This window comes from Bartonella sp. LJL80 (assembly GCF_054871565.1).
The window spans coordinates 342950-363262 of record NZ_JBTXLM010000001.1; the positions used below are offsets into that span (position 1 = coordinate 342950).

General features: G+C 49.5%; 17 protein-coding genes. 6 read left to right on the plus strand and 11 right to left on the minus strand.

The genetic code is table 11. The annotated features are described in order from the left end of the window. Positions 1 to 2: 2 nt before the first annotated feature. The 6 genes from ACYSNS_RS01545 to ACYSNS_RS01570 all read right to left on the minus strand — a co-directional run bounded on the left by ACYSNS_RS01545 (position 3) and on the right by ACYSNS_RS01570 (position 6662). Positions 3 to 887, minus strand: a complete 885-nt coding sequence (locus ACYSNS_RS01545; RefSeq protein WP_461721363.1) for a F0F1 ATP synthase subunit gamma — start codon at positions 885 to 887, stop codon at positions 3 to 5. A gap of 20 nt (positions 888 to 907) precedes the next feature. Next, positions 908 to 2437: a F0F1 ATP synthase subunit alpha gene (atpA, locus tag ACYSNS_RS01550; RefSeq protein WP_461721364.1), complete on the minus strand. Its 1530-nt coding sequence runs from the start codon at positions 2435 to 2437 to the stop codon at positions 908 to 910. Next, positions 2437 to 3012: a F0F1 ATP synthase subunit delta gene (locus ACYSNS_RS01555; RefSeq protein WP_461721365.1), complete on the minus strand. Its 576-nt coding sequence runs from the start codon at positions 3010 to 3012 to the stop codon at positions 2437 to 2439. Before ACYSNS_RS01555 ends, atpA begins: the two co-directional genes overlap by 1 nt. Before the next feature lie 206 nt (positions 3013 to 3218). After that, positions 3219 to 3611, minus strand: coding sequence for an AGROH133_08824 family phage infection protein (locus tag ACYSNS_RS01560; protein ID WP_461721366.1), 393 nt, complete (start codon positions 3609 to 3611; stop codon positions 3219 to 3221). A 121-nt stretch (positions 3612 to 3732) separates the two neighbouring features. Then, complete coding sequence (locus ACYSNS_RS01565) at positions 3733 to 4374, minus strand: hypothetical protein (protein WP_461721367.1); 642 nt, start codon at positions 4372 to 4374, stop codon at positions 3733 to 3735. A gap of 95 nt (positions 4375 to 4469) precedes the next feature. After that, positions 4470 to 6662 carry a primosomal protein N' gene (locus ACYSNS_RS01570; protein WP_461721368.1) on the minus strand — a complete coding sequence of 731 codons (2193 nt, stop codon included), beginning with the start codon at positions 6660 to 6662 and terminating at the stop codon, positions 4470 to 4472. Between the two features lie 96 nt (positions 6663 to 6758). Here ACYSNS_RS01570 and fsa point away from each other — a divergent pair, with 96 nt between their 5' ends. Both fsa and ACYSNS_RS01580 read left to right on the plus strand, forming a co-directional pair. After that, on the plus strand, positions 6759 to 7412 hold the full coding sequence (gene fsa / locus ACYSNS_RS01575) for a fructose-6-phosphate aldolase (protein WP_461721369.1): 654 nt from the start codon (positions 6759 to 6761) through the stop codon (positions 7410 to 7412). A gap of 499 nt (positions 7413 to 7911) precedes the next feature. Continuing rightward, complete coding sequence (locus ACYSNS_RS01580) at positions 7912 to 8493, plus strand: DUF805 domain-containing protein (protein WP_461721370.1); 582 nt, start codon at positions 7912 to 7914, stop codon at positions 8491 to 8493. A gap of 359 nt (positions 8494 to 8852) precedes the next feature. Here the strand turns inward: ACYSNS_RS01580 and lptE are convergent, their stop codons facing one another. Next, entirely contained in the window at positions 8853 to 9428 is a 576-nt protein-coding gene (lptE, locus tag ACYSNS_RS01585) for an LPS assembly lipoprotein LptE (protein ID WP_461721371.1), read from the minus strand. Further along, positions 9415 to 12027 (minus strand): leucine--tRNA ligase, encoded by a 2613-nt coding sequence (leuS, locus tag ACYSNS_RS01590; RefSeq protein ID WP_461721877.1) that lies wholly within the window; start codon positions 12025 to 12027, stop codon positions 9415 to 9417. Before leuS ends, lptE begins: the two co-directional genes overlap by 14 nt. Positions 12028 to 12151: 124 nt before the next feature. Here leuS and ACYSNS_RS01595 point away from each other — a divergent pair, with 124 nt between their 5' ends. Continuing rightward, positions 12152 to 12826, plus strand: a complete 675-nt coding sequence (locus ACYSNS_RS01595) for a YggS family pyridoxal phosphate-dependent enzyme (RefSeq protein WP_461721372.1) — start codon at positions 12152 to 12154, stop codon at positions 12824 to 12826. A gap of 3 nt (positions 12827 to 12829) precedes the next feature. Here ACYSNS_RS01595 and ACYSNS_RS01600 read toward each other — a convergent pair whose 3' ends face one another. Next, entirely contained in the window at positions 12830 to 13837 is a 1008-nt protein-coding gene (locus ACYSNS_RS01600) for an SDR family oxidoreductase (protein ID WP_461721373.1), read from the minus strand. Between the two features lie 313 nt (positions 13838 to 14150). On the opposite strand from ACYSNS_RS01600, the gene acs reads away from it, so the two are divergent. Next, positions 14151 to 16109 (plus strand): acetate--CoA ligase, encoded by a 1959-nt coding sequence (gene acs, locus ACYSNS_RS01605; protein WP_461721374.1) that lies wholly within the window; start codon positions 14151 to 14153, stop codon positions 16107 to 16109. 241 nt (positions 16110 to 16350) lie between these two features. On the opposite strand, the gene ACYSNS_RS01610 is transcribed toward acs, so the two are convergent. Beyond that, positions 16351 to 17172 carry a hypothetical protein gene (locus ACYSNS_RS01610; protein WP_461721375.1) on the minus strand — a complete coding sequence of 274 codons (822 nt, stop codon included), beginning with the start codon at positions 17170 to 17172 and terminating at the stop codon, positions 16351 to 16353. Between the two features lie 212 nt (positions 17173 to 17384). On the opposite strand from ACYSNS_RS01610, the gene ACYSNS_RS01615 reads away from it, so the two are divergent. Further along, positions 17385 to 18758, plus strand: a complete 1374-nt coding sequence (locus tag ACYSNS_RS01615) for a sensor histidine kinase (protein WP_461721376.1) — start codon at positions 17385 to 17387, stop codon at positions 18756 to 18758. A 103-nt stretch (positions 18759 to 18861) separates the two neighbouring features. After that, complete coding sequence (locus ACYSNS_RS01620) at positions 18862 to 19488, plus strand: TetR/AcrR family transcriptional regulator (RefSeq protein ID WP_461721377.1); 627 nt, start codon at positions 18862 to 18864, stop codon at positions 19486 to 19488. A gap of 132 nt (positions 19489 to 19620) precedes the next feature. Here ACYSNS_RS01620 and hpt read toward each other — a convergent pair whose 3' ends face one another. Then, positions 19621 to 20157 carry a hypoxanthine phosphoribosyltransferase gene (hpt, locus tag ACYSNS_RS01625; RefSeq protein WP_461721378.1) on the minus strand — a complete coding sequence of 179 codons (537 nt, stop codon included), beginning with the start codon at positions 20155 to 20157 and terminating at the stop codon, positions 19621 to 19623. Positions 20158 to 20313 lie beyond the last annotated feature (156 nt).

Genomic DNA, 20313 nt, shown 5'->3' on the forward strand with positions numbered 1-20313 from the left:
GATTAGAGCGCTTCAGCGCCCGCAATAATTTCGATCAGTTCTGTAGTGATCTGCGCTTGGCGCTGACGGTTGTACGTGATCGACAATTTGTTGATCATATCGCCGGCATTCCGCGTCGCATTATCCATAGCACTCATTTTGGCGCCCATCTCGCCGGCAGCATTTTCGAGCAATGCACGAAAAACCTGAACGGAAAGATTGCGCGGAATGAGATTATCAAGAATAGAAGCCGCATCCGGCTCATAGTCGTAAACAGCATTGCCGGTTTTTGCCGATTCAGCGTCTTCAACCACCTCGGCAGACGCAGGAATAAGCTGCAATGCTGTCGGCTGCTGGTTGATGACCGAAACGAATTCGGAATAAAACAATGTGCAAACGTCAAAACCGCCATCATTGAACAACGCAATGATTTTCTTCGCAATCTGATCGGCATGGGTAAAGCCCACCTGTTTGACTTCACGCAAGTTTACGTGGTCAATCATCAAATTACTGAAATCGCGGCGCAGTATATCCGCACCTTTTTTTCCAACCGTTATCACCTTGACAGTCTTGCCTTGCGACAACAACAAGCGAATACGATCACGGGCATGACGCGCGATCTGCGAGTTGAAACCACCACAAAGACCACGCTCTGCAGTGCATACAACCAAAAGATGCACATTATCTTTGCCTGTGCCTGCCATAAGCCGCGGCGCATCTTCTGCGCCGACATTCTCAGCGATATTGGCCAAAACCGATGCCATGCGCTGTGAATAAGGGCGAGCGGCTTCCGCAGCCTCTTGTGCACGACGCAGCTTCGCCGCCGCGACCATCTGCATCGCTTTGGTGATCTTCTGCGTCGCCTTAACCGAGGCGATACGGTCTCTAAGGTCCTTAAGCGAAGCCATTAAACCGTCCCGTCAGTTTATCAAGAAAAATTCTTGGCGTAAGTTTGAAGCACATTGGTCAACTTGCTCTTCAGCTCGTCGGTAATTTGCTTCTGATCACGGATACCTTCAAGAATATCTTTGTGGTCCGTACGCAACAAAGCCAAAAGGCCTTGTTCAAATTTACCAACCTGATTAACAGCAAGCTTGTCGAGATAACCGTTAACACCGGCGAAAATGACAGCAACCTGTTCTTCAGTCTTCAAGGGCGAAAACTGCGGCTGCTTCAACAATTCGGTCAACCGGGCGCCGCGGTTAAGCAAGCGCTGTGTTGAGGCATCAAGATCAGAACCAAACTGAGCAAACGCCGCCATTTCACGATACTGGGCCAATTCGCCCTTAATCGATCCTGCAACCTGCTTCATAGCCTTGATCTGCGCAGCCGAACCAACACGGGAAACCGACAGACCGACGTTCACAGCCGGACGGATACCCTGATAGAACAAATTGGTTTCAAGGAAAATCTGACCATCTGTAATCGAGATAACGTTAGTCGGGATATAAGCGGAAACGTCATTGGCCTGCGTTTCGATAACGGGCAATGCCGTCAATGAACCCGCACCATTATCATCATTCAACTTAGCAGCACGTTCCAGAAGACGTGAATGCAGATAGAAAACGTCGCCAGGATAAGCTTCACGACCAGGAGGACGACGAAGCAACAGCGACATCTGACGATAAGCTACAGCCTGCTTGGAAAGATCGTCATAACCGATCAAAGCATGCATACCATTGTCACGGAAATATTCACCCATCGCACAACCAGCGAATGGTGCGATAAACTGCATAGGTGCTGGATCGGAAGCGGTCGCGGCAATAACGATTGAATATTCCAATGCGCCACGTTCTTCAAGAACCTTCACGAACTGGGCTACTGTTGAACGCTTCTGGCCAACAGCAACATAAACGCAATAAAGCTTATCCTTTTCAGGACCATTATCGTGAATAGGCTTCTGATTGAGGAAAGTGTCGAGAAGAATAGCTGTCTTACCCGTCTGACGATCACCGATCACCAACTCACGCTGGCCACGACCGACAGGAATAAGCGCATCGACAGCCTTCAAGCCGGTCGACATTGGCTCATGAACCGACTTACGCGGAATGATACCGGGAGCCTTTACGTCTACACGGCGACGCTCTTTCGCGTTGATCGGCCCTTTACCATCAATCGGATTGCCCAGCGCGTCAACAACGCGGCCAAGCAACTCGGGACCAACAGGCACATCCACGATAGACTGGGTGCGCTTAACCGGATCACCTTCACCGATATCACGGTCAGAACCGAAAATAACGACACCGACATTGTCTGCTTCAAGGTTGAGCGCCATACCGCGCACACCACCGGGAAACTCGACCATTTCACCGGCCTGAACATTATCCAGACCATAAACACGGGCGATACCGTCACCCACAGACAGAACCTGACCAACTTCAGAAACTTCAGCCTCTTGACCGAAATTCTTGATTTGCTCTTTCAGGATTTTGGAAATTTCCGACGGTTTAATATCCATCAGCCGACCTCTTTCAGTGCAAGCTTAAGCGAAGACAATTTAGTAACAAGTGACGTATCAATCTGACGTGAACCAAGACGCACAATAAGTCCGCCCAGAATTTTTGGATCCACCGAAGCACGTAGGCGAACTTCTTTGCCCGCCACACCCTTCAACGTCGCTTTTAGTTCTTTTTCCTGCGCTGCAGTCAGCGCATGAGCCGAAATAACCTCGGCCGATATTTCACCGCGTGATTGTGCAGCGAGATGGTGGAAGGCATCTACGATACCCGGAAGCGCAAAAAGCCGCCGATTGGCAGCAACAACACGCAAGAAATTACCAACAAGCTGACCGGCACCTTTGCCTTTCAAACCTGATTTATCACATAGCGCGGAAACCGCTTTAACCTGCTCTTCGGTGGAAAAGACCGGACTGAACACCAGACGCTTCAAATCATTGTTGGTTTCTACGAGGGCAAGGCAAGAAGCGAGTTCTTTTTCAACAGCGTCGATACATTTGGCATCACGTGCCAAATCAAAAAGCGATCCGGCATAACGCTGGGCGACTGCTGATGTAAGCGAAGACGATTTTGACACTCTATCCCGTCTCTTTCCCCTGAGCGAAGGATTGACGATCTAAAAAATGCCAACCCTATGGTGTTAAATAATTTTATCTGTTTTTCGGTATGCAAACCCGCAATTTGGACACCAAAAGTTGATAGGCATCTAGCATACACAAACCAGACTCGCAACACCGCAGGGCGTCGCTTTTTAAGAGTCTGGGTGTTTTTTTTGAAAAAAGTTTAAACGACATAGCCAAACGCATAAAGAAAACTTGCAACGGCGAACACCAACTCGACAAAAAGCGCAAGCAGATTGAAACCGGAAAAGCTGCGATCCATGGCAAAAGAAACGAGCCGCCCGACGACGACAAAAAAAGAGGCGAAGAAAAGTGCGATCGCCAGGAAAGGCTGGGCAAAAATGAGGTAGCTGAGCCCGAGGCCCAACGGCACACCACCCATATTCCCCCGAACCGAAGCAAGAAGCGCTGCTGATTCCTGTTGCGGGTAGGTCCATGACAGCCGCATGGCAATTTTTGGCCAGATCATGTAAAATAAACCAACAAGAACAAAGCCCCAGGCAACAAGCCAGGCAAGCCATTCGCCGCAACTCTGGGGAAGATAAAATCCAATCATTTGCAAACCTCAAAAACGTGCTGGGTGATAGGCAGCCATGTTGGAAAAAGCCCTTCATGAAGCGACCGTCGTATACAATCTATAGTATCAGGCGGAGTTCATGACAATCTATCGCTCCAAGCTATTGTGCCGGCTTTTCAATAAAGCCTTCATCATCAATCGGATCCTGCATACAGGTTTGCTCCATCAAGCGTTTGATATCTTGCGGAACCGTTTTTATTTTCGCCATATCGACGTCGCGAAACGTATTAAATGCAGATGATGCGACCGCGTCCCCTGCCTCGATCAAGGCCATATCAATAGCGTTGTCGTTGGCTTCCAACCTCATTTCCACCACGTCAGATGACAGATCGAGCGCACGGGCGGTTTCCAAAAGTCCGCGACGTTCTGCCAATGCCGCCAGCATCTTGGTGCCGACCGGCCCGGTTTCGGCTTTACCGCTTACACTCAATGATTTTTCCAACGCAGCGATATCTTTAAGAATTTGATTATATTGCAAAACCGCATTCATATAGACCCAATGACGGGCTTTTGCCGTCGGCATTTTACAAGCATTGCGCATCGCTTCTGCCGGATTTTCTATCATCGGAAGGAATGCCTTGTCGGTTTCTTTGACCAAACTATAGGCAAATGCGAAGACTGTCACATCAGCGCTTTTGCTATTGTTCTGCTTATCTTGACCAATCACGTCGGAAACGGATTGCGCACTCACAGAACCAGCCGCAAAAACCATCACCCACAAAAATACGACAAACCGCACCATTTCGAACCCTCTAGAGCATCTACCGACAAACAAAAACCTTTATCGACGCTTTACTCTAAAGCGTAGACCTTGCCTGTGCCTTTCCAGATACTTTACTAAAGGAAACTCTGCGGGTCGATATCAATTTGCACGCGCACGGTTCCCCTTACTTTCGGTCCCGCGGCAATCATGGCCCGAATAAATGCCTGCATATCGGCGCGTCGGCTACCATGAATGAGCAATCTGAAACGATGGCGCCCCCGAACCAATGCCAAAGGCGCTTCGGCAGGCCCCATAACCGATATGTCTGCTGTTGCCGGGGCCGCCTGACGAAGCCCACGCGCATGGGTTTCTGCATCTATCCGCGTTTCGGCTGAAACAATCAATGCGGCTAACCGGCCATAGGGGGGCAAATGGTTGCGGGCGCGTTCATCAATCTCACGTGCATAGAATGCCTCACTATCACCTGAAATAATTGCCTGCATGACCGGATGCTCAGGCTGATAGGTTTGGATCAAGCCTTGGCTTTTCAATCCTGTCCGGCCGGCCCTGCCGGTGACTTGTGATAGGAGTTGGAAGGTGCGTTCCGCCGCGCGGGGGTCGCCATTTGCAAGCCCCAAATCGGCGTCGACGACGCCGACCAACGAGATCCCTGGAAAGTGATGGCCTTTGGCAACCAATTGCGTTCCTATGACGATATCGACATCACCTTTGGTGATCGCCTCCAGTTCCAAGCGTAAACGTTTTACTCCACCGATGAGGTCAGTTGACAGTACCAATATGCGCGCCTGCGGAAATAATTGCAGCGTTTCTTCGGCAATACGCTCGACACCGGGCCCACATGCCACCAGATGATCCAAAGCGCCACATTCCGGGCAAGCTTCTGGAACAGGCTCATGATAGCCGCAATGATGGCACATCAACTGGCCGCGAAAACGATGCTCGACGAGCCAACTCGAACAATTTGGACACTGAAACCGATGGCCACACACACGACAAAGCGTTAAGGGCGCGTAGCCACGACGGTTAAGAAAAATAAGCGATTGTTCGCCACGTTCCATCGTCTGTCGCATCGCGAGTTCTAATGACGGCGAAAGAAAGCGTCCCGCTGGTGGCTGATTCTTACGCATATCAATCGCACGCAAATCCGGCATGGCCGCTTCCTTAAAGCGCGAAGGAAGATGTACGGCTTGATAACGCCCCTGCATGGCATTGACCTGACTTTCCACCGACGGCGTTGCCGAAGATAGAATAACCGGAAAGCGACCAAAAGAGCCGCGCGCGACCGCCATGTCGCGCGCATTATAAAATACCCGATCTTCTTGCTTGTAGGCGGTATCGTGTTCCTCGTCGACGATTATCAGGCCAAGATTTTCAAAAGGCAAAAACAGTGCCGAGCGCGCACCGGCAACAACTCGCACCCTTCCCTCAGCCACTTGCCGCCAAACGCGTTCGCGCTGCCGCGGCGTTAGATCCGAATGCCATTCAGCCGGGGGAGCACCGAAACGGGCATGAAAGCGATCGAGAAATTGCTGGGTTAAGGCAATTTCAGGCAACAGGATCAAGACCTGTTTGCCCAATTCAACGGCTTTGGCGACAGCTTCGAAATAAACCTCGGTTTTACCCGAACCGGTAACACCATTCAAAAGAAGCGTTTGAAACCGGTCATCAGAAACGGCTTTGACCAGACGATCGGCTGCGTCTCTCTGTCCATCCTCCAATTGCGGCGGGGCATATGAGGCGTCCGGCTCCGCCACGATTGCAGGCGCGGGCACTTCAACCTCGTCAAAAAGGCCTTGTGCCTTCAAACCCTCGACAACACTCACCGATGTACCGGCTGCATGGGCAAGGCCAGAACGCGTCCACGCCATACCATCTTCTGCCAATTCAAGAACACGCTTGCGCGCCGGGGTTAATCTTTCCACCTCGCCACCGCGATAGCGCAAACCTGTGATCGAAGGTTCGGGGTCAAAAGCTGCCGGAACACGCAGCGCCATTCTCGCGACCATTCCAGGCGGCGAAAGTGTATATTCAGCAACAAAATGAATAAACCGCAGCATGTCATCTGTTATCTTCGGACAATCAAACACCTGCGTAACAGGGCGCAATTTCTTCGCTGCCACCTGCTCACATGATTCGTCGGTGACCAGCCCCGCCACTTCGCGCGGACCAAGAGGCACACGCACAATAGACCCGATATGCGCCACCATCCCTTCTGGTACGACATAGCTATACGGCTTCTCAGCAGGCATCGGCACCAATACTGAAACGATTTTTGGGCGGTCTGATTCGGCTTTTGTCATTGTCATTGTTATGTTGGACTTGCTTTTGGATAAAACAATGTCACATAACAATCAAATCGTAGTTGATAGCGGCCTGAATGATGAGGCCTTTGGAGCACTGTTATGAAATTTTTTGTTGATACCGCAAACATTGACGATATCCGTGAACTCAATGAACTCGGTTTGGTTGACGGTGTCACAACCAATCCGTCTCTCATCCTGAAATCCGGCCGCAACATTATTGAAGTCACCAAAGAAATATGTGCTTTGGTTGATGGTCCAGTTTCTGCCGAAGTCGCAGCAACCGATTTTGACGGCATGATGAAAGAGGCAGCGGTGCTTGCCAAGATTGCCGACAATATCTGCATAAAACTACCACTGACACTTGATGGTTTAAAAGCGTGTAAAGCGCTTACATCCAAAGGTCTGAAGACAAATCTTACTTTATGCTTCTCAGCCAATCAGGCTTTGCTTGCTGCCAAAGCGGGCGCGACATTTGTTTCACCCTTTATCGGTCGTCTTGACGATATGGGCCTGAACGGCATGGATCTTATCGGCGAAATTCGTACCATTTTTGACAACTATGATTTTACTACGGAAATCTTGGCGGCATCGATCCGCACCGTCAATCATGTTAAAGAAGCCGCAATGATTGGTGCCGACGTAGCAACGATCCCGCCAGCAACATTGAAAACATTGGTAAAGCATCCTCTGACAGACAAAGGATTAGAAACGTTTCTAGCCGATTGGGCTAAAACCGGTCAAAGCATAGGCTGAGATAGCGGTGTGGGCATAAGCTTTTTGTCCATCCGCAACGCATCCGATAAACAACAACTATTTGGGATCGGGACTTATTGATTTGAACGAGACGGTATGAGGAATTTTTTCGAGAACGAGGAGAAGGCCACAGAAAATCTGAACATTTTCAAGGCTACTCGACTCGGGTTTCGGAAAAATTGACCGCATCCTGAAGGGACACAGAAACAGCTGCAAATTGCTTTATCGAAAAGCTCAACCTAAGAATACCACCCGTTTTTCGCTTTCCTTCGCGCAACTCTTTGCTGTTTATTTGGCCATAGCATTCAAATGAATAGGTCTTGACCCCAGCAGATATGCATCCTCCTCAATTTAAACCCCGGGGGGTGCATCTTGCCTTTTTTCGGCATATACTGATTTAAAGCAAATAAGTCGTTCACTACATAACAACAGCATCAATATCATATTCAAGGGGTTGCATTTGATTATTTGGGAAGCGGTCAAGCTGGCTTTTTCCAATATGACGAATTTTAAAGGTCGTGCCAATCGTAAGGAGTTCATCCTGTTTTTGGTATTTGATCTTATTGTTTTTTCTGCGCTTTTTCCACTGGCCAATTACAGCAATGAAAATCTGCTCGGCCAGATAATCAATTTCCCCATAACCGCAATTGGCATCTTTTTATTCATTCCGAGCGTCTCACTTATCATGCGGCGCTTTCATGATATTGAATGGAAAGGGCTGTGGCTTGTTGTTCCTGCTATTGGAACGATATTGATGATACCACTGCTTATTCTTTGGCTCATCTTTTCAATATTTTATTTTTTAACGGGTCTGGTCGGGCTTGTCGTTTGGGTATTTTTTATTGGTCTTCTACCCATTACGCTTTTGCAGGCTACACCGGACAACCCCATGTTTTATTTGGTTTTAGGTGTACCGATTGGCATCTATTGTGTATTCGCGCTGATATTATGCTGCTTGAAGGGTGAGGCCGGACAAAACAAATACGGTCAGCCAAGCTTGAACCTCTATACCGAGCAATATTTCACCCAACAAGCGCAACGAAATACCGCCTTGACTATGCAGTCGCAAAAAGATGATTGAATAGCGCAGTGTCTAGCACCCGCCTGACACTAACAATCTTTCTGTTATACCTGCGCAATCAAACACAGCATAGCACTGAAAACCATTATGCTTGCATAGGTATTCAGGCCACCCATCGTGCAATAGAGCGCTTTTCAGCCTGATGCTATCCGGCCGCCGCATCTCAAGCTTTTGATTCGTCGCGGTATCTTATCCGATCGACGATTCACATCAATCGGGAACCGCTCTCGAACGCGGGCAACCAAACCAGTTGGTTCAACGAGGCAAATTCGAAATTATCGGCGCGTGGTATCTTCGGACGCGACCAAAAGCGGTTTTCAGCAAAAATCGCCAAGACTTCTGCTGAAAACGCTGAGAGGTTATTTCAGCTTTGATACATCTTGAGCGAGGGACAAGAATATCTGTTCGGCAAGCTCTTCAGCCGCCCGTTTTTTGGCGTCTTCCTCTGCCTGCAGGTTGGCATATTCCTGTCTTGGACGATCAAACGATGCACTGACAGAGCGCGTACGCCTTGCCAATGGTTTGTTTTCCATGTCCTTCAACACATAGGTTGAATTGCCAACAACAGCACCCGCCGAAGCACGCCCTGTCCTATCCGTTGTATCACCGATATCAAGCTGCACGGCTGAACGAACGTAGTATCCCGTCCCCAATGACAACTGATAGGTCGCAACAGCAGGCTCCCCACCGCCGCCATTCAACAGGAAGATCAGGCGATTACGTACCATCTGGTTGAAACGGTCGTTTGGCTGGTCGATGACAATACCCGATAGTTTGGACCTGATGGATGGCGCGACATTGAGCTGCGTGCCGCCATCGCTGCTACCCTTGTAGAGTGGCTGAACGGTACAGGCTGAAACGAAAGCGACCGTACCCAGCGCAACTGCGGTGGCGACAGGTCTGATTTTGCAAAAGATGCGGTCAAGCGACAACATTAACAATCCTCTGTGGCACAACGATAATTTTTCTGGGCGCTTTGCCTCCCAGATGTGATTGCACAAAATCGAGCGACAGAACAGCCTTTTCAACAGTAGCTTGATCTGCATTTCGGTCAATTGTCAAATCACCACGTTTTTTACCGTTAATCTGAATAGGCATGACCACTTCATTATCGACGATCAAAGAGACGTCATGTTGCGGCCACGGCAGTTGCGAAACGAGCGTTTTTTCACCGAGTGCGGCGTGACACTCTTCGGCTAGATGCGGCATCATGGGCGCAATCATGACGATGAAGAAATCCACCGCCTGCCTTAAAGCGGCTTTCATTTCATCATCAGCTGTCTCGGCCGCCTGCAAAGCGGGCGCCATAATATTGACCAATTCATATAAGCGCGCCACTGCACGGTTGAATGCCAACTTTTCAATGTCATCTGCCACCGCTGCCAGCGCTTTGTGAGCAGCTTTCGAAATATCCAATGCCAATCCACTTTTTGCTGACTTGGGTGCAATGCCGACAAGCGAATCAGCTGCACCCGCAACCAAGCGCCAGACACGCTGGACAAAACGGTGCGCTCCTTCTGCACCCGCTTCGGTCCATATCACGTCCCGCTCAGGCGGAGAATCTGACAGCATGAACCAGCGCGCCGTATCGGCCCCATAGGAGGCGATAATATCATCGGGATCGACAACATTCTTTTTCGATTTCGACATTTTTTCGATGGAGCCGATTTGTACCGGGCTTCCATCCGTCAACATTGTCGCTTGCCGTAAACCGTCTTTATCTTCAATGCGTATATCGGCCGGCGATACCCAGCCATGGGCATCACGATAGGTTTCATGCACAACCATACCTTGAGTGAACAAGCCTTTGAAAGGTTCGTCCACATTGACATGACCCGTCATCTTCATCGCGCGGGTGAAGAAACGCGAATAGAGCAGATGAAGGATCGCGTGTTCGATACCACCAATATATTGATCGACTGGAAGCCAATGATCCGCAGCCTTTCTATCGGTCGGTTCGTTTTCCCAAGGCGCGGTAAAGCGGGTATAATACCACGACGAGTCGACAAACGTATCCATCGTATCGGTTTCACGACGCGCTGCCTTGCCACAGCATGGACATTTGACAGCCTTCCACGTCGCATGCCGATCCAAAGGATTCCCCGGCTTGTCGAATGTCACATCATCGGGCAGCTTCACCGGCAATTCCGATTTCGGCACCGGTACAACGCCACAATCATCACAATGAATCATCGGGATGGGACAGCCCCAATAACGTTGCCGCGATATACCCCAGTCACGCAGGCGGAATTGCACTTTGCGCTCCACTTGCGGGCGACCGTTCAACATCTGTTTTTCTAAATGCTCTACAATCGCCTCGAATGCCGCTTTCGGCTTCATTCCGTCCAGAAAACGCGAATTAATCATCATCCCGTCTTCTGTATGCGCGGTTTCGGTAACTATGAAGCTTGCAGGGTCTGCACCTTCAGGCAAAACAACCGGGCGCACAGGCAGCTCATACTTATTGGCAAAATCAAGATCGCGTTGATCATGTGCCGGACATCCAAAAACAGCGCCGGTGCCATATTCCATCAAAACGAAATTGGCCACATAGACCGGTATCTTCCAATTTTCATCCAGAGGATGGACGACGCTCAATCCGGTATCGAAGCCTTTTTTCTCAGCCGTTTCAAGTTCTGCCGTGGATGTCCCAGAGCGCTGACACTCTTCAACAAAGGTTTTTAACGCTGCATTGTTTTCAGCAAGTTTGCGCGCAATCGGATGATCGGCGGCGATTGCAATAAACGACGCGCCAAAGATTGTATCCGGTCTGGTCGAATAGCATTCTATCTCATCAAAACCTTCAATCGGCGTTTCCTCAGACAACGCCCAACGAAGCAGGACGCCTTCAGACTTGCCAATCCAGTTTTTCTGCATGACGCGGACTTTTTCCGGCCATTCATTTAGCTGATCAAGACCATCCAGCAAGTCTTCACTGAAGTTGGTAATCTTGAAGAACCACTGGGTGAGTTCCCTTTGTTCGACCAAAGCGCCTGAACGCCAACCACGCCCGTCAACAACCTGTTCATTGGCCAAAACGGTGTGGTCGACCGGATCCCAATTGACTTTGGATGTTTTGCGGTCCACCAAACCCTTGTTGAACATGTCGATGAACAACATTTGCTGGCGATGATAATAATCCACGTCACATGTGGCAAACTCACGTGACCAATCAAGCGACAGCCCCATGGATTTCAACTGTGCGCGCATCGTCGCGATGTTCTGATAGGTCCACTCTTTAGGGTGAACCTTGTTTTGCATGGCTGCGTTTTCAGCCGGCATACCAAAGGCATCCCACCCCATAGGGTGCAGCACATTATAACCCTTTGCCCGTTTATAACGCGCTACAACGTCGCCCATGGCATAATTGCGGACGTGCCCCATATGGATGCGCCCTGATGGATAGGGAAACATTTCAAGCACATAATATTTTTCACGCGGGTCATCATTACCGGTTTTGAAAATCTGCTTTTCATCCCAGATGGATTGCCATTTCTGTTCTGTCGCGCGCGGATTATAGCGTTCGGTTGCCATCGCCATTATACTCTTGCAAAATGAAGCCAAAATACTCAATAGGTGCTTCACCACGGATTAACGCAAGCGTCAACCATTTCTATGCGTTTTTCTTGATTCAATCGACGATGAAAGGGAATTGATCATGACCTCGACCGTAACACAATGGCAAAAGGTCCAGCAGGAAATCGTCAAATCTTGCGAAGAAGCAAAGCGTCCGACAGATTCGGTTGAGCTGGTTGCTGTTTCAAAAACTTTTGAAGCGCAAGAGATACGTCCCGTTCTCGTCGCAGGGCAGCGTGTTTTTGGCGAAAACCGGGTGCAGGAAGCAAAGGCAAAGTGGCCGGCTTTGCGCGATGAATTTGCCGATATCAAACTGCATTTGATCGGCCCGCTGCAATCCAACAAGGCGGCCGAGGCGGTTGCCTTGTTCGACGTGATCGAAACAGTTGACCGCGAAAAGATTGCCAAAGTCCTCGGAGAAGAAATGCAGCGACAAAACCGACCGCTGCCCTGCACCGTCCAGGTCAACACCGGCTTGGAGCCGCAAAAAGCCGGTATCGCTCCACAGCAAGCAGTCGAATTTGTTCGGCACTGCCAGCAGGTCCACAAACTCAATATTGTCGGCCTGATGTGTATCCCACCAGCAAACGAAAACCCCGGACCCCATTTCGCTTTGCTGGCAAAGCTTGCAGGGGAAGCCGAGGTATCACAATTATCAATGGGCATGTCGTCCGATTACGAGATAGCCATCGCATTTGGAGCGACGCATGTCCGTGTCGGCTCGGCAATCTTTGGCCACCGCGACACGGCTGTATAAGGCTTAGCTATCCATACCCATGCCGCCACCCGCACCAAATACCTGACCGGAGCAGTAGCTCGCTTCAGCACTGGCCAACAAGACATAGAGCGGAGCAATCTCAACCGGTTGTCCTGCACGGCCAATCGGTGTCTGGCCGCCAAATTCCGGTATTGCATCCATTGTTTGACCGCCAGAAGGTTGCAAAGGTGTCCAAAACGGCCCGGGTGCCACCGCATTGACGCGGATACCCTTCGGCCCCAATTGTTTTGCCAACGACTTAGCAAAAGCCACATTCGCGGCCTTTGTCTGTGAATAGTCGAAAAGATTTGCCGAGGGATCAAATGCCTGAATCGACGAGGTGATGATGATTGAGCCACCGGCAGGTATGTGATTCAAGGCTGCTTTGGTGACGCGAAACGGCGCATAGATGTTGGTCTTCATCGTCGCGTCAAACGCTTCATCACTGAGATCTGTCAACGATGAAACCGCCTGCTGCCGACCGGCATTGTTGACCAGAATGTCCAGACCACCAAGTTTTTGTGCAGCCTGATTGACCAATTCACTACAGAATGCTTCATCCGTCAGATCGCCGGGTAAAGCCACGGCTTTGCGTCCAGCCTTCTGGATCAGGTCAATAACTTCTTTTGCATCGGATTCTTCTTGCGGCAAGTAGTTGATCGCGACATCGGCACCCTCACGGGCGAAGGCGATTGCAACTGCCCGACCAATTCCGCTGTCACCACCGGTAATAAGAGCCTTACGGCCATTTAGACGACCGCTACCCTTGTAGGTTTGCTCGCCGTGGTCCGGCAAAGGATTCATTTTGGACGCAAGACCGGGAGGATCTTGCTTTTCTGTTGAATAGGGGGGACGAGGATACGCGTCTACGGGGTTGCGTCGTTCTGCCAAGGGATTGGCCTCCATTGTTGATTGGGTTTGAGCTCTGGCACTTAGCGGGATTGCTGCTGCGGCAAGCGTTCCACCCAGCATAAGGCCGCGTCGTGATGTTTTCAGCTTTTCGTCACTCATAAGACTTCCTTCTTTAACGCGAATTTTTAAACAAAATGAACATCGTTCATTCACGTCAATGGTGATTGGCTTTTAGCCTTAGACATTGTAAATGCGTTATTTTTCGGCGTTTTCACTGTATTGGTGGCTTAACGTTTGCTGCCTGCAAAAGGTTCCGCTTCACAACAAGTTTCACGGTGTTGGCACTTTTTTTACTGTGCAAACCGGTTCGGTTTCGTTTAATCTACCGAAAAGTTGCTTGTGCTGGCCATAGGCAAATTGGAGGAGAGCGTTTCAGGCGGGAACCTGAAATGCACACATTTGGAGGAAATCTATGTCGGAGAAAATCTATCCTGTGCCGAGCAGCGTTAAGAAAAATGCGCTGATTGATCACGACACCTATCTTCAATGGTATGACGAAAGCATCAAGGACCCTGAAGCTTTTTGGTCGAAACACGGCAGGCGTATCGACTGGTTCAAACCGTTCACGAAGGTAAAAAACACGACATTCAAGGGCCGTGTTTCCATCAAATGGTATGAGGATGGTATCACGAACGTCACCTATAATTGCATTGATCGCCACTTGAAAAGCCGCGGTGATCAGGTTGCTATGATATGGGAAGGTGACAACCCTTATATTGATAAAAAAATAACCTATAATGAACTTTACGAAAATGTCTGTCGTTTCGCCAATATTCTCAAGAAACGCGGCGTTAAAAAAGGTGATCGGGTTACCATCTACCTTCCGATGATTCCTGAAGCGGCTTATGCCATGTTGGCCTGTGCCCGTATCGGCGCTGTCCATTCAGTGGTCTTTGCCGGTTTTTCGCCCGAGGCACTTGCTGGCCGTATTGTCGATTGTGAATCTACCTTCGTCATTACCGCTGATCAAGGTGTGCGCGGCGGCAAACCCATCCATTTGAAAGAAAATGTCGACCACGCCATCGACATTGCGGCGCGGCAATATGTTCTGGTCAATCAGGTGATGGTGGTACGCAGAACGGGCGGTAAAATCGGCTGGGCACCGGGCCGTGACTTTTGGTATCACGAAGAAATGCCGAATGCCAAAACCGAGTGCCCTCCTGCAAAAATGAAAGCAGAAGACCCGCTCTTCATTCTCTATACTTCCGGTTCCACGGGTAAGCCCAAAGGTGTGCTTCATACCACCGGCGGTTATCTTGTTTATGCGTCGATGACACATGAATATGTTTTTGATTATCACCCGGGCGAAGTCTATTGGTGTACCGCGGATGTCGGTTGGGTCACGGGCCATTCTTATCTTGTTTACGGTCCGTTGTGTAATGGGGCGACGACCTTGATGTTTGAAGGAGTACCAAACTTTCCAGACCAGGCACGCTTTTGGGAAGTGGTCGACAAACACAAGGTCAATATACTTTACACCGCACCGACAGCTATCCGTGCCCTTATGGGCGCAGGGGATGAATTTGTTGAGCGTTCCAAGCGTACATCGTTGCGCCTATTGGGTTCGGTCGGAGAACCAATAAACCCGGAAGCATGGGAATGGTTCTACAACAAAGTCGGTGATGGCCGTTGCCCTATCGTTGATACATGGTGGCAAACCGAAACCGGCGGTCACTTGATCACCCCATTGCCCGGTGCGACGGATCTAAAGCCGGGTTCTGCTACCCTACCTTTCTTTGGTATCAAGCCGCAGCTCGTCGATGCCGAAGGCGAAGTGCTGGAAGGTGAGAATGACGGCAATCTGTGTATTACAGACTCTTGGCCAGGGCAGATGCGGACGGTTTATGGCGATCATGCCCGTTTCATCCAGACCTATTTCTCGACCTATAAGGGAAAATATTTCACCGGCGATGGCTGTCGGCGCGATAGTGACGGTTACTACTGGATTACCGGCCGCGTTGACGATGTCTTGAACGTTTCCGGTCACCGTCTTGGAACGGCCGAAGTTGAATCGGCCTTGGTATCTGACCACGCTGTCTCCGAAGCAGCCGTTGTCGGGTATCCCCATCCCGTCAAAGGTCAGGGCATCTATTGCTTTGTCACCCTGATGGAAGGCACCAGACCGACAGAAGAGCTGAGACAGGATCTTGTTCAACACGTGCGCAAAGAAATCGGCCCGATTGCCACACCGGATAAAATCCAATTTGCACCCGGTCTACCTAAAACGCGTTCGGGCAAAATTATGCGTCGTATTTTACGTAAAATTGCCGAAGACGATTATGAAAACCTCGGTGACATCTCGACACTTGCAGAACCTCAGGTCGTTGAAGACCTTATCACCAACCGTCAAAATAAACGTCCTGGAACATAAGCAGACATAACGTTACGCGATGAGAATCGAAAACGCCGGAAACCTTTCCGGCGTTTTTATATTTTTAAAATCATCGAGAATGAATTGTCTATCAGGCCATTTTATTGTTTAGGCTCAGGGACTAAGAGCTTCAATGCACTGGTGCGCTTTTCGACCTAATGCTATCCGCCCGACGCGTCTCAAGCTTTTGATTTGTCGCGGTTCTTATCCTATTGATGATTCACATCAATCGGGAACCGCTCTAAAAAGCAGGACGCATGGTTTTTTTGCTCAATGTGTTCAATACATCCACCGCATTATACAGTTCGGTTTTTTCCGCCTCGCTCAATTCAACACGCGTCAATTGATGATCCAAGACGATAGCGAAATCCTGTCCGTCAGGAACACCACCCAAAGCGTATTGGCGTATTGGATCTATGAAGAACGGTTGCTCATCCCTTTTCACTCGGATTCGGCGCTTGACCGTTTTCCCGTTCGCAAGCGTGATAACGTAAAAATAATAGCCAAAGGCGATCTTTTTCAACTCGATAATCGCCGGCATCATAGCGTATTTATGCCCACGCACCGACCACTGCCGGTAATGTCGTATAAGGTCGCGAAACCCAACGATGATAAAGGCTACCGATAAGGCAGCCACCAAAATGAAAATCACAAGGCGTTGCCAGAAATGATCTATCGACAGACTTAGAGCCATAATTTGCGGCTCACCGCGCTTATAAACAACATAGGTTCTGTAACCGGCAGATCCCCAATCCAAAAACCGTGCCGAGAGTTGCTTGTGAATGATGTTGTCATTCAACGTGACAGTTACATCGGCATGACAGAGGCGTATGATAAGAAAATTTGCTTCGCATATATTGCGTTCAAGCGTGAAGTTTTGCGCATAATCTGGATCAAGCCAGATCTTTGTATCCCGCTGAAAATCGGGTTTCCAAAAATGACTGAAACCAACAAGCATAAAGATTCCCAAAAACAGAAAAAATAAACCGCTTTTGAAATAAGACCAATCGAGGCCGAGAATTTTAAGGGGTCTCGTCGGAAAGGCTTGTTGCCAGTTACTCATTCCCGCATCCTGTCGATAACGATGATAGCATGATGATTAAACCAATAGCGGCATTGTTTCGCAAGAACGCACGACGATACACAGTTAACAAAACGCATTTGAAGTGTTAAGCATAAACTGTAGGGGGAGCAACGGCTTAGGACAAATGCCGTGTAAGCCTCCGTTAAGCTTCATACGTTATGAGAACAAAAAACGGAGTCTGAAAAAACGCAATGAAGCGTGTCGAAAAACAGGAATGGCGCAATCAGCTCATTCTCGATAATGCATTGGATTATGCCATATTGACGGCGGATATGAACGGCTTGATCGTAAGCTGGAGTTCAGGCGCGGAAAAACTATTTGGCTGGACACCGAAAGAAGCGATTGGCCAACCGCTCGATATTCTTTTTACGCAGGAAGACCGCAAGAACAAGCTTCCCGAATCGCGTCGTCAGATGGCCAGTCAGCATCGCATTGATGCTGTGGAGCGCTACCATATGCGCAAGGATGGTAGCCAGTTTTGGGCATCCGGTGACCTTCAGGCTTTCTATAATGATGATGGGCAACAGCAAGGTTTCTTGAAAATCGTGCGTGACCGAACAGATGAAAGACGCCATGCAGAGGCGCTGCGTCTGAGCGAAGAACGGGTGCGGCTGGCACAGGAAGCTGCCGGTATTGGCGCGTTCGAAATTGACCGCGACCGGCGAGTAATTGAAGCGACGCCGCAATTTCTCAAACTTTTGGGGTTTCCTGAAAGTGACGAACTTGCTTTGGCGGACTTCTGTTCTGTTCTGGTTGAAAATCGCGAAATGATTGCGCAACTCATGCTGGAAACCAGGCAGGATGAAAGCCTGATCATCCATTTGGAATTCCAAATCAAACGCGTTGATAACGGGCAATTGCGCTGGATGGGTTATTGGGCAGAGGCAGCCCCCAAAGACACTGGCAGCGCCATGAAACATCGCATTTTGGGGGTATTACAAGACATCACCGAAAGACGTGAGGCGCAAGAAAAGCAAGCTATGCTTTCGGGTGAGTTGGCCCATAGAGTAAAAAATATTCTAGCGATTGTACAAAGCATTGCCAACCAGACCCTCATAAACGCGCCGTCTCTGGAAAAAGCCTCTCATGATTTCTCCGTCCGCATCAATGCGCTGGCACGTGCACAGGATATTCTGACGCATGGAGCGGCAAAAAGCGCTGACCTTTTACAGATTGTAGAAGCAAGCCTTGATATTCATGGCAGCCATTCGCAGCGTTTTACCATATCTGGACCAGAGGTGGCTTTATCGCCGCAAGCGGCACTCTCAATGGCGTTAGCCTTGCATGAACTGAGTACCAATGCCGTCAAATATGGTGCGCTGTCAGGTGACGTCGGCATGGTGGATATTGGCTGGACGATGGACCAAGATGGCTTTCATTTCCACTGGCGTGAAACTGGTGGTCCGGCAGTGAGCAAGCCTACACGTAAGGGCTTTGGCTCGAAATTGATTGAGCGTCTATTGCCGGCAAGTTTCAATGGCAATGCCGATCTGAGCTATGCAAAAAGTGGATTTTCGTTTGAGCTATCAGCTCCTTATGTCGAGGAAAATTTTCCCATAGACTAGGGTCAGGATCAGGCTTGTTGAACGCTACAAAACTTTAAAACAGCAAAGAGCATTGTTTTTGTACACTAGGCATATGAGATCTAATCTGATATGAACACTGTTCATGGAAAACGACAAAAAACCAACCAAAACTGAAATGAAACGCGCGCGTCAAAAAGCGGCGTTGATAGATGCGGCTGAAAAAGTCATTGCGCGTAACGGGCTTTCGTCGTTGAAAGCACGCGATTTGGCCGACGAGATTGGCATTGCTCTGGGAGGCATTTATAACATCGTCAGTGACCTCGATGAATTGGTGTTGTTAACGGGCTCACGCACATTGCAAGAATTGAACCGCAAGCTGGATCGTGCCCTGGAGACGATAGACAAAAACCAGCCTATCGAGCGGCTTGTCGCAGCCGGTCAGGCTTATCACCACTTTGCAGCGGAAAATTATTATCTCTGGCGCGCTTTGTTTGATCACCGGATGTCGGGTGAAAAATCTTTACCAGACTGGGTCACACTGGAGCGTAAGCAACCTTTTTTCAGGGTTATTGAACCCCTGTCCCGTTTGATGCCGAATGCGGCTGACGCCGATATCGCGGTCTTTGCGCAGACACTGTTTTCATGTGTACACGGCATGGTGCTTATCGGTTTGGAAAATCATGATGTCGGTGTTCGCCACGATCAATTGGACGCCGAAATCGCCCATCTTTTGCATATCATCGCCAGCGGCCTGCAAAGCCGCAGCTAAGGGCATACCGGAAAGCGGAAACCGATTTTCCGATAGATGCACCCGACAAAAAAACAGGTTGAAGCATGTTGTTGGAACGCGGAAAAACGCTGCATGCGCGAGTCCACCATAAATCGGCGGACCTATCAGTGGTTATTCGCGGACGATGCCGACAAACGGCAATTGGCGGAATGCGTGCCCCGCATCCATGCCATAGCCGACAACGAAGTGATCAGGGCAGGAAAAACCTACAAAATCGGCTTCAATTTCTGCTTGCCTGCGCATTTTTTTGTCCAGCAATGCGGTGATAAAAATACGCCGGGCACCGCGGCTTAGCAAAAGATCGCGTACAAACTTCAGCGTGTTGCCAGATTCAAGTATGTCGTCAACAAGCAGGATGTCACGTCCCGCGATATCACTGTCAACATCGTGTAAAAGTTTTATCTCGCCACTTGTCTTACCCGCACCGTAACTGGAAATTGTGATAAACTCGACCGTCGAGACAACGTCCGCCTCGTGTAAAGCCCTGATAAGATCAGCAGCAAAGATAAATGACCCTTTTAAGATCGGTAATACCAATAGATTTTCAGGGTTTTCGGCTGCAACCTGTTTTGCTATCGCCGCATTACGGCCTGCAATATCATTTGCGGAAAACAGTACATCTATCATCTTACCATCTATGAGCGGCATAACATCATCCCGTTATCTGATTTCCGGCCATGCCTAACACAGACATTTGCGCTAAGAAAGCAGAGATTGGGTTTAAATTTTAACCGGTACTTAACCATATTCCTCAAGGATTGCGCAGAAACCGGCGCGGGACCGATCTGCGCCGGTGGTTTTACG

Bases quoted from the DNA above. Each gene is read 5' to 3' on its own strand.
- acs (WP_461721374.1), top strand. From the start codon at position 14,151: ATGTCGGAGAAAATCTATCCTGTGCCGAGCAGCGTTAAGAAAAATGCG.
- ACYSNS_RS01580 (WP_461721370.1), top strand. From the start codon at position 7,912: ATGACGAATTTTAAAGGTCGTGCCAATCGTAAGGAGTTCATCCTGTTT.
- atpA (WP_461721364.1), bottom strand. From the start codon at position 2,437: ATGGATATTAAACCGTCGGAAATTTCCAAAATCCTGAAAGAGCAAATC.
- ACYSNS_RS01570 (WP_461721368.1), bottom strand. From the start codon at position 6,662: ATGACAATGACAAAAGCCGAATCAGACCGCCCAAAAATCGTTTCAGTA.
- ACYSNS_RS01595 (WP_461721372.1), top strand. From the start codon at position 12,152: ATGACCTCGACCGTAACACAATGGCAAAAGGTCCAGCAGGAAATCGTC.
- ACYSNS_RS01620 (WP_461721377.1), top strand. From the start codon at position 18,862: ATGGAAAACGACAAAAAACCAACCAAAACTGAAATGAAACGCGCGCGT.
- leuS (WP_461721877.1), bottom strand. From the start codon at position 12,027: ATGGCAACCGAACGCTATAATCCGCGCGCGACAGAACAGAAATGGCAA.
- ACYSNS_RS01565 (WP_461721367.1), bottom strand. From the start codon at position 4,374: ATGGTGCGGTTTGTCGTATTTTTGTGGGTGATGGTTTTTGCGGCTGGT.
- ACYSNS_RS01600 (WP_461721373.1), bottom strand. From the start codon at position 13,837: ATGAGTGACGAAAAGCTGAAAACATCACGACGCGGCCTTATGCTGGGT.
- ACYSNS_RS01545 (WP_461721363.1), bottom strand. From the start codon at position 887: ATGGCTTCGCTTAAGGACCTTAGAGACCGTATCGCCTCGGTTAAGGCG.
- hpt (WP_461721378.1), bottom strand. From the start codon at position 20,157: ATGCCGCTCATAGATGGTAAGATGATAGATGTACTGTTTTCCGCAAAT.
- ACYSNS_RS01560 (WP_461721366.1), bottom strand. From the start codon at position 3,611: ATGATTGGATTTTATCTTCCCCAGAGTTGCGGCGAATGGCTTGCCTGG.
- lptE (WP_461721371.1), bottom strand. From the start codon at position 9,428: ATGTTGTCGCTTGACCGCATCTTTTGCAAAATCAGACCTGTCGCCACC.
- fsa (WP_461721369.1), top strand. From the start codon at position 6,759: ATGAAATTTTTTGTTGATACCGCAAACATTGACGATATCCGTGAACTC.
- ACYSNS_RS01610 (WP_461721375.1), bottom strand. From the start codon at position 17,172: ATGAGTAACTGGCAACAAGCCTTTCCGACGAGACCCCTTAAAATTCTC.
- ACYSNS_RS01615 (WP_461721376.1), top strand. From the start codon at position 17,385: ATGAAGCGTGTCGAAAAACAGGAATGGCGCAATCAGCTCATTCTCGAT.